Raw genomic sequence first — 12,889 nt, 5'->3', positions numbered from 1 at the left:
CGGCGACGTCAAGCACCGCCACTCCTTCCGGAGGTCTCCTCTCTGATCAAGGCACCACGCCGAACGTCAACAACCTCCGTGGTCAGTACATCTAGGTTCTGTCCCGCGGATCACCCGGGGCTGCGGCGTGGCCCAGGTGGTGGCTGACGGCGTCCGGGCGAAGGCCACATACAACCCCGGTATGCGACCTTCGCCCGGCCGACGCCAGCCACCACCTGGACCTCGCCTCGCACTCGGGTGATTCGCGGGACAGAACCTAGGACTCGGTGATCTTGATCGGGTCGGCCGTCAGCACGTCGCACTGGACGTACGCGAGGTCGATCGTCACGTCGGTGAACCACAGAACCGGCAGGGTCAGTGGCGGCGGCGACTCCGGGGTGAAGGTCACCGGGATCAGCCCGAACAGCTTGCCGGCGAACTTCGGGGTGTAGAACTCGACGCTCCCGTCGGTGATCAGCTCGTTGCTCTTGATCAGCGTGGTGGCGTCGCCCGGCTCGTCGATCTCCAGGCTGAACGGCTTGTTGACCGCCTTGTCCATGACGAAGCGCAGCGACGGGATGACGCCGTTCGCCGTCGGCACGTCGGTGACACCCTCGTACGTCGAGTTGTACATGGTCAGCGAGCCGACCTTCATGAGGCCCGGCTTGACGGCCGCGCGGGGCAGCCCGTCGGCGTTCGCGACCAGGCCCTCCTGTCGCGGTCCCAGGCAGGGGATCTCCTCGGGCTTCTTCGACGGTTTAGGGGTGGCCGTGGGGCTTTCCGCCGGCGCGCTGGTCGGGGTAGCGGTCGGCGCTGTGGCCGGTGCCGACGGCGACGGCGACGGCGTCTCCTCGTCCTTGTCGGGGTCGAACCACTCGCCGATGTCCTCGATGACGTCGCCGATGCCGTCCAGGATCGGGAATCCGGTGCCGTCGTCCTCGGTCGCCGTCGGTGACGGGCTCGCTGAGCCGCCGGCGGGGGCGCCGGCCGAGGGTGCCGGGCTGGGTGTCCTGGACTTCTTAGGTTTCGGTGTGGCCGACTTCGCGGCGGCCTTGGGGGCGATCGACGGCAGGCCCTTCGGGCACTCTGCGGCGTCGGCGGGTGCTCCGGTGGCCGCGAGCAGGGTTCCGGCCATGGCCAGCGGCACGATGAAGATCAGCGCTTTGCGGATCGTGCGGTGGTTGCCGGGCGGCTGTTCCTGGTGCGAGCCGTCTCCCGGGACGATGCCCGGGACGATCGTGGAGTCGCTGATCACCGGGATCTCGCCGGTCGGTGCGTCACCCGTACCCTTGTATGGTTTTATGCCTTTTTCTGGGCCTCTCTCTGCCGGGGTCCATGCGATCACCAGGGCTCCGCCGAGGATCCCGAGGAACATGCCGGCGAACCAGCCGCCCAGGTTGAGGCCGATGAACGAGTACAGCGCGGTGAGCGTCCCGACGATCCCGTAGAACAGCCGTTGCGCAGGTGTGAACCAGGCCAGCGCGCCGCAGACCAGCATGATCACCGGAAGCAGGTAGGAGAGGAAGCCCTGCGGGCCGATGTGCAACTGCAGATCGGCGAGTTCCATGTTGGCGCTGGTGAACATCTCCAGCCCCGACATCACGAGGAACAACCCGCCCCAGTACGGCCGCCCGCGCCGCCACGTGCGGAACTCGCTCCGGAAGTCGTCCACGCTCGAAACCCCTCCACAACACCGGCAGGCTCGCGGAGTTGCCGCTCCGCGAGCCCGGGGAACCTATTCGCTGCTCAGTCCGTGTAGCACTCGTGCTCGCCTCCGACGTGGAGCTTGAGGCTCATGCCGTTCAGCGTGAAGGTCGAGGCCGACGTGTAGTACGCCTGCTGGCGCAGGTTGATGATGGTGACCTTGGTGGCCTGCTGGCCGAAGCCGCCCGGCGCGCCCTTCGCCTCGGGCTGCGCCTGGTCGAGGGTGCTCGCGTCGATGCCGATCTGGATGTCCTCGAACGTGGCGTCGCCGCCCAGCTCGGACATGCCGATGAGCAGGTTGGTGGCCTCGACCGGGTGCTCGGGGTCGTCGCCCGCCTCGATCCGGAGCGTGACCGGCCCGACCGCCACCGACTGGCAGAGGTCGTTCAGCGTGGCGCTCTGGATCCCGGACATCGCCGCCGGGACCTTCCCGTCCTTGGTCTCCAACTCGCCGCTGTACTGGGTGAAGCCGTCGCCAACCAGCTTCGAGGCGGACAGCTTGAACTGCTTACCGGAAATGGTGAAATTGGCGGCCAGCGCGCCCTCCGCGAGCGCCACGACCAGGCCACCGGCGACAACGGTCGGTACGCCCACCGCCACGGCGAACCGGCGCCAGTTCGTGCGCCCGTACGCCGGAGCGCTTTGCGCATCCTCCACGGAACCTCCTCGGAATGGCTGCGGCCGCCGACCGTTGGAGCGAGGTCGATCGATGTCGGGGCCGTAATGTGCCGGAAATGTTGCCCCCGAAGGGCGGCTGGTACAAGGGCCCGAGCTACCAGTCAGTAACTCAGCTCACTTGATCAATGTGACTGTGCGTGATCTCGGCCACTGCCTGACCCGACGTTTGGGACATAATCCCGATTTACTTGTTACCGCCGGTACGACATAACTTGAATATAACGGATCGGTAACGAAACTCAGGGAACGTTCAGTGTTCACGCTCGGTGGCGGCGCAGGGTTGGCTTCGTACCTGACTTAGGTCTCCGCCCCGACCTGCCGATCTGAGAGACATGAACGCCCACCAGGACCGTCGCCGATGAGTGTTCAGCGACGGCTCAACCTGGGCTTCGCTGCCCTGTTCCTGCTCTTCGGGGCGTTGCTGACGGTGCAGTTCGGGGTGGGCGCGCGCCTGCGTGCCGAGCACGACGCGATGATCCAGCGGGTGACCCGTGCGCAGGCCGCCAACGACCGGGTGCTGCAGCGGATGACCGACGCCGAGACCGGTGTGCGCGGCTTCCAGCTCACCGGCGAGCAACTGTTCCTCGAGCCGTACGAGACCGGGTGGATCGCCGCGCTGGGCGCACTCGACGTGATCGAGGAGAACACCCGGGACGCGGAGGTGCGCGGCCTGATCAACCGGCAGCGCGTGGCGATCCAGACGTGGCTCAACGAGTACGCGCTACCGGTGATCGAGGCCGGCGGCAACGTGCTCGACAGCGACCGTGCGGCGCGCGCCAAGGTGCTCTTCGACAACCTGCGGCTGGTCAACGACTCCGCCGATCGCGCGATCGACGCCGAGCAGCAGGCCGAGGAGCAGGACGGTGTGGCCGGCCGCCGGGTGATGCACGCGACGTCGGCCGCGCTGGTCGTGGCGATCCTGCTGGTCGGATACCTGGTCGCGCGTACCGGGCGGCGCCAGCTGCTCACCCCGATCGATCATGTCGGCCAGACCATCCGCCGCCTCGCCGCCGGCGACCACTCGGCACGCGCGGACCCGGACGGGGCGACCGAACTGCGCCCGGTCATCGAGGCGCTCAACGACCTGGCCGAGCAGACCGAGACGCTGCTCGCGGCCGAACAGGCCCGAGCGGCCCGCGCCGGCCTGCGCCAGGCCGTCGCCGCCGAACTCCAGGAGATGCACGACCCCTCGGTCACCACCCGCCGCATCGCCGAGCTGATCGGCAGCGCGGTCAGCGCCGACTCGGTGCACTGCGAGCTGGTCATCCCGGCGGCCGGCTCGGTCAAGGTCCACTGGCCGCTCGACGCCGCCGACCTGTCCGCCGACACGGTCACCGACCTGGTCCGCGGCAGCACCGGCGAACCGATCATCCGGCCCGGCGGCGGCTTCTCGGTCACGCTCTGCGCCGACGCCGAGAGCGAACCCGGATACCTGCTGGTCACCCGGGCCGGTGCCGCCTGGGCCGAGGCCGAGTACCGCCTGCTCGCCGGCGTCACCCGGGAGATCGAGCGCGCGCTGCGCCAGCTCACCGTCCAGCGCCACCAGGCCCGGCTGATCAACGAACTGCGCCTGCTGGACCAGCGCAAGGACGTCTTCATCCAGACCGTCACCCACGAGCTGCGCACACCTCTGACCAGCATCCTCGGCTACACCGAGATGATGACCGAGGACGGCGGCGACGGCCTCAGCCCGCTGCAGAAGCGCGCCCTCAGCGCCATCAACCGCAACGCCCACCGCCTGCACGACACGATCGGCGACCTGGTCCTGCTGGACCGCCCCGACAGTCACACCGCCGTCACGGCGGAACCGGTCGACCTGGCAGCGGTCGCCACGACCGTGTACGGAGACCTCAACAACGCCGCGCGAGCGAAGAATCTGACGGTCACGTTCGAGGCTGACGACGCGTGGGTGCGCGGGGACCGTACCCAGCTGCAGCGCGCCCTGCGCAAACTGATGGAGAACGCCATCAAGTTCACCCCGCCGGGCGGCAGCGTCACCTGCCACCTGACCGCGAGCGAGCAGCTCATCTCCGTGTCGGTCACGGACACCGGCATCGGCATCCCGGCCGAGGACGTGCCGGGACTGTTCACCCCGTTCCACCGTGCCGGCAATGCGATGGATCAGGCTGTTCAGGGGCCCGGTCTGGGCCTGGCCATCGTCCGCGACATCATCCGGGACCATGGCGGCACGATCGCGGTCCAGTCGGTGGTGGGCCGCGGCAGCACGTTCACCATCACGCTGCCGTCGGTCCCGGCCGCACTTCCCGCCCCCGTCTGACTCGCCTCCCTCCCTCTCCGCGTCCCCCGCCTGCCGCGTCCCGCTTTTGCGCTCGCCGCCCGTCGCCGGCTGCCCACGCGCTCGGCTGGCGGCCGCTCTGTGGGAGGGCCGAGCCGAAGGTGCCGAATCACGGATTTAACGAGGCCCGAAGCGGATCGCCAAGATCCGAAACACACTGCGCGTAGCGTACGAACGTGGATCTGCACACCGTGACCGAAGTGATCAGCCCGGCGGCGCCTGGTGCGTGGCGGCCGGGTGACGCCTGGCTCGGAGGCGGGACCGCCCTGTTCGGCGAGCCTCGTCCGCACCTCAGGCGACTGCTTGACCTGACCGCCGCCGGATGGCCGCCACTCACCTTCAGTGACGACGGGGTGGACGTCGCGGCGACCTGCACGATCGCCGATCTCGCCGAGGGCCTGAGCCGTCACGGGATCGTGCGCCAGTGCTGCCACGCGTTCCTCGCGTCGTTCAAGATCTGGAACGTCGCGACCGTCGGCGGGAATCTCTGCGCGGCGCTGCCGGCCGGGCCGATGATCTCGCTGAGTGTCGCGCTGGACGGGACATTGTCCCTGGTGGCGGCGGATGGCGCGGTGCGGCGGGTGCCGGCCGCGGAGTTCGTGACCGGTGAGGGGACGACCGTTCTGCGCGACGGGGAGTTCCTGCGGTCGATCCACCTGCCGTCGGCGGCGCTCGGAGCGCGCACGGCGTACCGTAGAGGATCTTTGCATCGCCATGGCCGCTCGGCCGTGCTCCTGATCGGCAGGGCCGAGCCCGCCGGTGGCATCTCACTCACCGTGACCGCCGCGACCCGCCGGCCGCATGTCCTCCGGTTCGCCGAGCCGCCGCACGCGGACGACGTCGCCGCCGCGCTCGACCGCATTCCCGCCGAGCAGTATGTCGACGATGTACACGGCCGGCCGGTCTGGCGGCGGCACCTGACGCGGCACTACGCCGAACAGATCCGGGCGGAGCTGGTCGCATGACCATGGAGATCAACGGAAACACGCACGAACGCGCACCGCGGCCGGGTCAATGTTTGCGCACGTTTCTGCGTGAAGAAGGCTGCTTCGGCGTCAAGAAAGGCTGCGACACCGGCGACTGCGGTGCCTGCACGGTGCATGTGGACGGCAAGCCGGTGCATTCCTGCGTCTATCCGGCGTTTCGCGCGGCCGGGCGCAGCGTCACGACCATCGAAGGTCTTGCCGGATCCGGCGAGCTGCACCCTGTTCAGCAGCGCTTTCTCGACGCGCAAGGTTTTCAGTGCGGCTTCTGCACAGCGGGCATGATCATGACGGCGGCGGCGCTCTCCGCGGACCAGCGCGAGGATCTGCCCAGGTCATTCAAGGGAAACCTTTGCAGATGTACGGGCTACGCGTCCATTCTCGACGCGGTGTCCGGCCCGCCCCGCACGGCTACGCCCCCGGTCTCCGGTGCGGCGGTCGGGTCCGACGTGGGCGCCCCGGCCGGGCCCGACGTCGTGACGGGACAGTCGCGGTACACCTTCGACCTCGACGTACCGGGAGTGCTGCATCTGAAGGTGCTGCGGTCGCCGCACGCGCACGCCCGGATCATCGCGGTCGACACGTCCGCTGCCCTGGCGGTGCCCGGTGTGGAGGCCGTGCTGACGCACAAGGACGCTCCCGACCGGCTGTTCTCCACGGCTCAGCACGAGAACGAGGCCGAGGATCCCTACGACACCCGGGTCCTGGACGAGGTGCTCCGTTTCGTGGGACAGCGGGTCGCAGCCGTTATCGCCTCGTCGGAAGCCGCCGCCGAGGAGGGCTGCCGGCAGCTCCGCGTCGAGTACGACGTTCTGCCGTCCGTGGTCGACCCGCGAGCCGCCCTGGCTCCGGACGCCCCCGTCGTGCACGGTGCCGGCTCCAACGTCGTGGCGGAGCTGCACGCCTCACTGGGCGACGTTTCCGCCGGTTTGGCCTCGGCCGACTGCGTGTTCTCCGCGACTTTCCGCACCGCCCGCGTGCAGCACGCCAGCCTCGAGACGCACGGCGCGGTCGGGTGGATGGACGAGTCCGGCCGGCTGGTGATCCGGTCCAGCACGCAGACACCGTTCCTGACGCGGCGGGCCGTCGCGCGGCTCTACGACCTGCCGCTGGAGCGTGTACGGGTGGTCGCGGGCCGGGTCGGCGGCGGCTTCGGCGGCAAGCAGGAGATGCTCGTCGAGGACCTCGTCGCGCTCGCCGTGCTGCGCACCGGACGACCCGTACGCTGGGAATACACCCGAGCTGACCAGTTCGTCGGCGCGACCACCCGGCACCCGTTCGAGATCACCATGACGGGCGGCGCGCGCCGCGACGGCACGCTGACCGCCCTGCAGCTGGACGTTCTCGTGGACACGGGCGCGTACGGCAACCACGGCCCGTCGGTGATGCATCACGGATGTCACGAGTCGCTTGCTGTCTACAAGTGCGCGAACATGCGTACTGATGCCGTGACGGTCTACACCAACACGGTTCCGGCGGGTGCGTTCCGCGGGTACGGGCTGGGCCAGGTCACCTTCGCCGTCGAGTCGGTCCTGGACGAACTGGCCCGCGGGATAGGCATGGACCCGGTGACGTTCCGCGAGCTCAACGTGGTCCGGGACGGTGACGATCTGACCGCTCCGGGCGCGCACGCGGACGACCTCGGCATCGCCTCCTACGGGCTGGACCAGTGTCTCGGCCGGATGCGGGAGGCGTACGCGACCACCGACGAGGCTCCGGACGGCTGGCTGGTGGGGCAGGGGATGGCCATCGCGATGATCGCGGCCGGGCCGCCGGGCGGCCACTTCGCCGACGCGACGGTCACGCGCCTGCCGGACGGGCGCTTCGAGGTGGCGGTCGGAACGGCGGAATTCGGCAACGGCAGCACGACGGTGCACGCCCAGATCGCGGCCGACGAATTGGGCGTCGGAACTGATCGCATCGTGATCCGGCAGTCGGACACCGATGTGGTGCGGCATGACACCGGTGCGTTCGCGTCGACTGGCGTTGTCGTGGCTGGTCAGGCGGTGTTGCGGGCGGCTCGGGCGTTGCGGGCCGCGATGGCCGCGGAATCCGCGGGGTCCGCGGGGTCCGCTCTGGGCGCGGAAGCCGCCGGGCCTGGTGTGGCCGCGGGGTCCGCTCTGGGCGCGGAGGCCGCCGGGCTTGGTGTGGTCGCGGGGTCGGCCCTGGGCGCGGAGGCCGCCGGGCCTGGTGTGGCCGCGGGGTCCGGTTCACTTCTTTCCGCGCATGGGCACTTCGACGGGACTCCGCGATCCGTGGCGTTCAATGCGCAGTGGTTCCGGGTCGCGGTTGATCCGGACACCGGGGAGTTGCGGATTTTGCGTAGTGTGCACAGCGCCGACGCGGGGACCGTGATGAATCCGCGGCAGTTGCGTGGGCAGATCGAGGGCGGTGTGGCGCAGGCGCTGGGGGCCACCCTCGCCGAGCACGTGGACATCGATGCGTCGGGGCAGGTCACGACGACCGGGTTTCGGCAGTATCACCTGCCCACGGTCGCGGACGTACCGCGCACGGAGGTCCACTTCGCGCAGACGACCGACTCGATCGGGCCGCTCGGTGCGAAGTCGATGAGCGAGAGCCCGTTCAATCCGGTGTCGCCCGCGCTGGCCAACGCTGTGCGGGACGCGATCGGCGTACGCATGACTGAAATTCCCCTCACCGCGGACCGCATCTGGCAGGCAATGCGGGAGTGATCGCCCGGCCCGCTAGGGTGCGTCCGCATGGATGCCGCTGAGCTTGATCGCCGCTTCCGCATGCATGACGGGTGGGTGCCGCCGTTGGTGGCCCGAGCGCTGATCGAACACGGTCACCACGATGGGGTACGACGTGAGGCCGCCAGCGGCGACTACTTCTGTGCTCGCGCGCTCGCCGACGACCTGGACGCCCGTGACGACCGGGACGGCGCGATCGAGGTGCTCCGGCCGTTCGCGGACACCGGGTGGTGGGAGCCGATCAGCCGGACAGCCGCGCTGCTGGCCGGACACGGCGACACCGACGCCGCGATCGCGGTGCTCCGGCCGCAGGCGGACGCCGGTGCCCGTCTGGCTGTCAGCCGGCTCGCCGAGCTGCTGGCGGGGCAGGGCCGCCTCGACGAGGCGATCGCGCTGCTGACACCGGGGCTGGCGGGGGAGTGGCTCTACGCCGAGGCGCTGGTCAGCATCACCGCTGGTCAGGGTCGTGACGACGAGGTGGTGGACCTGCTGCGCCCACTCGCAGAGCCGCCGCACGGGCCGGACTGCCGGTGCGACGGTGAGGCCGAGCGCCGGCTCGCCACCGTGCTGGAACGCCGGGGAAGCGCGGGCGAGGCGATCGAGTTGCTCGCGTCGTCCTACCGCCGTGGCGACATCTTTCGCGTCAACCACATCGAGTTGCTGTCCGAGTTCCTCGCCCGCCACGATCCGGACCGGCTGCGGGCTTTCGCGGACAATGGCGGTGGGGAATATGCGGCGGAGCGACTGGCGCAGCTTCTCGCAGATCTCGATCGCGTCGACGAGGCGATCGAGGTACTTCGCCCGCATCCCCCGTGGTACCTCGCGGACCTTCTGATTCAACTCGGTCGGGTTGGCGAGGCGATCGAGGTGCTGCGGCCCGCTGCGCTGGACGACCCGGAGTGTTATCTGCCCGAGGTGCGGCGCCTGATGCTGGAGCAGGGGCGGGCCGGGGAGCTGCTCACGTTCATGGACGAGTTCCGCGGTGATGCGTATTTCGAGCTTTTGACCGTACGGGCCGACGCGCTCGTGGCGCTCGGCCGCGTGGGGGAGGCGGTCGAGGTGTTGCGGGCCGGTTCCGAGGCTGACTCCTGGTACGTGCGGTGCCGTGTCGCGGGGATCCTGGCCGAGGATGGGCAGGTCGCGGAGGCGGTGCGGGAGTTGTGGCCGTATCGAGGTGCGGTGCCGGAGGCTCATGACCTAGCGCGTCTGCTGGTCGTTCAGGGGCGGGTCGAGGAGGCGTTCGAGGTGGTCAGAGGGTTGTCGCTGGCGCCGCCAATGGTTCCGGACGGGCCGCCTACGGATGAGCCGCCGTTCTAGTTTTCCGTGCTTCTTGCGCCCCTGGTCTTCCGTGTTCTTGCGCGCCTGGTTCTCCGCGTTCTTGCGCGCCTGTTCCGCGTTCTTGCGCCCCAGATTCTCCGCGTTCTTACGCCCCTGGTTCTCCGCGTTCGTGCGCGTTTGGTCTGAACCTAGCCTCCTAGGATGCTTTAGAGGGTGTGCGGCCAATCATGAGGGCGCGGCTTGGAGCGGGGAAGGCGTAGTAGGTCGGGTCAGCGGGGTGTGTCGGCGAAGCGGCCGGGGCTGACGCCGAGGATGCGTTTGAAGTGGCGTACCAGGTGGGGCTGGTCGTAGAAGCCGCTGCTCACGGCCACGGAGCGGAGTGGATGGCCGGAAAGGATCAGGCGGCGGGCGAGGTCCACGCGGCGGGAGATCAGGTACTGGTGCGGGGACATGCCGAACTCGCGGCCGAACGAGCGGACCAGGTGCGCCGGGTCGAAGTGCAGTTGTTCGGCGGCTGAGGCCAGGGGCAGGCCGGGGACTATGTGCTCCTCGAGCAGGTCGCGGAGCCGGTGAGCGGCATCCCGGGCCGGTGGCTGCGGTGGCTGGTCGCCGAGGTGGGTGCGCAGACGTTCCAGAGCAACTGCCAGGATGCCCTCGGCGGCGGCCTCGTCACCCGGCGTGCGCAGCAGCCGATGCACGTCGGAGATCAGATGGTGCAGGTGGCGGTCGGTGACGGCCGGGGTGTCGACGGCGGGACCGATCAGGCGGTCGGGCAGCCGGCCCGGTTCCAGGTAGAGCACGCGCTTGCGGAAACCTCCGGGGCGCGCTGCCGTACCGTTGTGGGGCACTTTGGGTGGCAGAAGCGTGACCAGATCGCCGAAGGCCCCGCGCTCGTGGCGATCGAGGTCGTAACGCACGGCGCCGTCGTCGACCAGGAGCACGGTCCAGGTGTCGTGGGCGTGCATCGGGTACGCATGGTCGCCGAATCGGGCGTGCAACACCTCGGCGACCCCCGGCAGCGGCGGCCGCCAGGCTCGGATCAGAGGCCCGCCGGGCACGTCAAAATCGTACAAGACCTGCTCGTGACGGCCGGACGACGATGAACCCCATGAACGCACCGGTACGCTTCGACACCAAAATCGCCGTCCTGCTCCGTGACGACCTGCTGGTCTGGCAGCGCCTGAACGTCACGGCCTTCCTGGTCAGCGGAATCCCGACGGTGGCGCCGGAGGTGATCGGGGAGCCGTATCGGGACGCCGGCGACGTGACCTATCTGCCGATGTTCCGGCAACCGGTCCTGGTCTTCGAGGGCAGCAAGGAGCTGCTGACGGCCGCGCACGGGCGAGCGGTCAGCCGCGACCTGGCGATGTCGGTCTTCACATCGGATTTGTTCGCGACGGGCCATGATGCGGCCAACCGGGCGGCGGTTCGGGCGGTGGCTACGGAGTCGTTGGATTTGGTGGGGTTGGCGGTTTATGGGCCGCGCAATCTGGTCGACAGGGTGGTCAAGGGTGCGGCCATGCACCGGTGAGGGGCTCGGTGGTGCGGTCGGGGCTCGCGGGCCCGGCTCGGTGGTGCGGTCGGGGCTTACGGGCCCGGCTCGGTGGTGCAGTCGGAGGTCACGGGCCCGGCGCCGTGGTGCGATCCGGGTCACGGGCCGGCACCGTGGTGCGATCCGGGGTCGCGGGCCGGGCGCCGTGGTGCGATCCGGGTCACGGGCCGGCACCGTCGTGCGATCGAGGATCACGGGCCCGGCTTGGCGTCATGTGCCCGTGATGGTTGCGTCGGGGCGGCGGCGTGGTGCGGGTGGGAGTGGGGCCGGGTTTGTCGCGTGGCCCAGGCGGACCACCAGGTAGGGGCGGCCTCCGCCGATCAGGCCGGCGAGCAACTCTCGGGTTCGGGGCGTTTCGATGACCTCGCTCATGGGTGCGGAGGCGACGTTTCGGGCGGTGGCGGTGAGCAGCAGTGCGGACAGTGCCTCACCTGCGCGAAGCCAGTCGGCCGGGGTGTCACCGGTTCCGAAGATCACCGCGTAGGTCGCGCCTGCGTCGCTGCCCTCGCCGACGTCCAACCCGGCGATCCCGGCCGGCCGCGCATCGCTTTCCGCCGCCCGCGCATTGCGATCGGCGGGCTGCGTGCGGGGTTGGGCTGTGGGTGCTGGCTGCCGGCGTTTTTCCGTTGTGACGGTGCTGTGTGGGGTTCCGGTGGCGGCGAAATCGCGGATCGGTACTCGGCGAGGTGCGTCCTGGACGGCCGTGGTCGCGGGGACGCCGTCGCCGGCGGTGGTTGGTCGGTGAGTCCAGTGGGTGAGTTCGGCGACCTGCCATGGGTGGTTGGCTGCTTCGGCGGACGCGCGGGCTGTGAGGGCGGCTAGGAGGGGGACGGCGTCCTTGCGTACGAAATGAAGTCCCGCACCCTGACCGACGACGGCCCGGCGCAGCTCCGCCAAGGTCTTGTCGTCGATCGGCTGTGGGCCGAAAGCGCGCCGATCGGTCCGGCGCCGCGCGATGGCCGCGGCGAGTTCCTCCGGCTCGGGACCGTCGGTCGGCCTGGTGCGCAGCGGCGTGCCCGTCCGGAATCCGAAGCCCGGGCGGAAACCTGTCTCCGTCGCCGGCGGCCTGCCCTGCCACCAACCGGCCCGAAGCCAGGCGGCGAGCCTCTCGTATCTGCCGCGCGCGGAAACGAGCCGGATCCGAGCGAGCGGCCCGGCGGCACCGTCGGGGAACCGCGCGATGTCGACGTCCCACCCCTGCGCCCGCACGGCGACGGCCGCGTGATGGATCGCCGCGCCACAGCTGAGCAGCAACATCCGCGCATTCGGATCGGTGTGCTCGAGCCAGCGCGAGGGGTCTGCCCGGAGTTCGGCCTCGCCCTGCCCGATGTGCCACTGCCACGGCTGGGTGTTGAAAATCGACGGCGCGTGCCGGGCGTGGCGCACGGCGTCGACCAGGATTCCGGTCATAGCTTCAGGCTCCGGCGGGCCGGCCACTACGGGCAGGGCCGAAGGTCCCGGCCTCGGGCAGCTCCGGCTCACCCCGTTGTCCGGTTGCCGTTGTCCGGTTGCCGTTGTCCGGTTGCCGTTGTCCGGTTGCCCGCCGTCCGCCGTCCGCCGTCCGCCGTCCGCCGTCCGCTGCCCGCTGCCCGGTTGCCGGGTTGCCGTTGCCCGGTTGCCCGCTGCCCGGTTGCCGGGTTGCCGTTGCCCGGTTGCCCGCTGCCCGGTTGCCGGGTTGCCGTTGCCCAGTTGCCGTTGCCCTCGTTGG

General features: G+C 69.9%; 10 protein-coding genes. 5 read left to right on the top strand and 5 right to left on the bottom strand.

Annotated features, from left to right (window positions below):
* Positions 1–256 precede the first annotated feature (256 nt).
* Entirely contained in the window at positions 257–1,651 is a 1,395-nt protein-coding gene (locus AB0M02_RS45270) for a DUF6114 domain-containing protein (RefSeq protein ID WP_364238713.1), read from the bottom strand.
* A 74-nt stretch (positions 1,652–1,725) separates the two neighbouring features.
* A complete protein-coding gene (locus AB0M02_RS45265) occupies positions 1,726–2,340 on the bottom strand; it encodes a DUF6230 family protein (protein ID WP_364238712.1) in 615 nt (204 codons plus the stop codon).
* Positions 2,341–2,719: 379 nt separating this feature from the next.
* Between AB0M02_RS45265 and AB0M02_RS45260 the strand changes: the two genes are divergently transcribed.
* The 4 genes from AB0M02_RS45260 to AB0M02_RS45245 all read left to right on the top strand — a co-directional run bounded on the left by AB0M02_RS45260 (position 2,720) and on the right by AB0M02_RS45245 (position 9,668).
* The gene (locus AB0M02_RS45260) at positions 2,720–4,639 is read left to right on the top strand and encodes an ATP-binding protein (RefSeq protein WP_364238711.1); all 1,920 of its coding nucleotides are present in this window, start codon (positions 2,720–2,722) and stop codon (positions 4,637–4,639) included.
* 194 nt (positions 4,640–4,833) lie between these two features.
* Entirely contained in the window at positions 4,834–5,622 is a 789-nt protein-coding gene (locus AB0M02_RS45255) for an FAD binding domain-containing protein (RefSeq protein ID WP_364238710.1), read from the top strand.
* Positions 5,619–8,333: a molybdopterin-dependent oxidoreductase gene (locus tag AB0M02_RS45250; RefSeq protein WP_364238709.1), complete on the top strand. Its 2,715-nt coding sequence runs from the start codon at positions 5,619–5,621 to the stop codon at positions 8,331–8,333. Before AB0M02_RS45255 ends, AB0M02_RS45250 begins: the two co-directional genes overlap by 4 nt.
* A gap of 27 nt (positions 8,334–8,360) precedes the next feature.
* Complete coding sequence (locus tag AB0M02_RS45245; RefSeq protein WP_364238708.1) at positions 8,361–9,668, top strand: hypothetical protein; 1,308 nt, start codon at positions 8,361–8,363, stop codon at positions 9,666–9,668.
* Between the two features lie 230 nt (positions 9,669–9,898).
* Here the strand turns inward: AB0M02_RS45245 and AB0M02_RS45240 are convergent, their stop codons facing one another.
* Positions 9,899–10,687 (bottom strand): AraC family transcriptional regulator, encoded by a 789-nt coding sequence (locus AB0M02_RS45240; protein WP_364238707.1) that lies wholly within the window; start codon positions 10,685–10,687, stop codon positions 9,899–9,901.
* Positions 10,688–10,728: 41 nt separating this feature from the next.
* Here AB0M02_RS45240 and AB0M02_RS45235 point away from each other — a divergent pair, with 41 nt between their 5' ends.
* Positions 10,729–11,160 (top strand): DUF2000 domain-containing protein, encoded by a 432-nt coding sequence (locus AB0M02_RS45235; protein WP_364238706.1) that lies wholly within the window; start codon positions 10,729–10,731, stop codon positions 11,158–11,160.
* Positions 11,161–11,391: 231 nt separating this feature from the next.
* Here AB0M02_RS45235 and AB0M02_RS45230 read toward each other — a convergent pair whose 3' ends face one another.
* Together AB0M02_RS45230 and AB0M02_RS45225 are read right to left on the bottom strand one after the other, a co-directional pair.
* Positions 11,392–12,591, bottom strand: a complete 1,200-nt coding sequence (locus AB0M02_RS45230) for a nitroreductase (protein ID WP_364238705.1) — start codon at positions 12,589–12,591, stop codon at positions 11,392–11,394.
* Between the two features lie 68 nt (positions 12,592–12,659).
* On the bottom strand, positions 12,660–12,889 hold a 230-nt coding region (locus AB0M02_RS45225), incomplete at its 5' end, for a hypothetical protein (protein WP_364238704.1).

The organism is Actinoplanes sp. NPDC051861 (assembly GCF_040681145.1).
Classification (GTDB): Bacteria; Actinomycetota; Actinomycetes; order Mycobacteriales; family Micromonosporaceae; genus Actinoplanes.
This window is presented reverse-complemented; position numbering and strand designations above follow the sequence as displayed.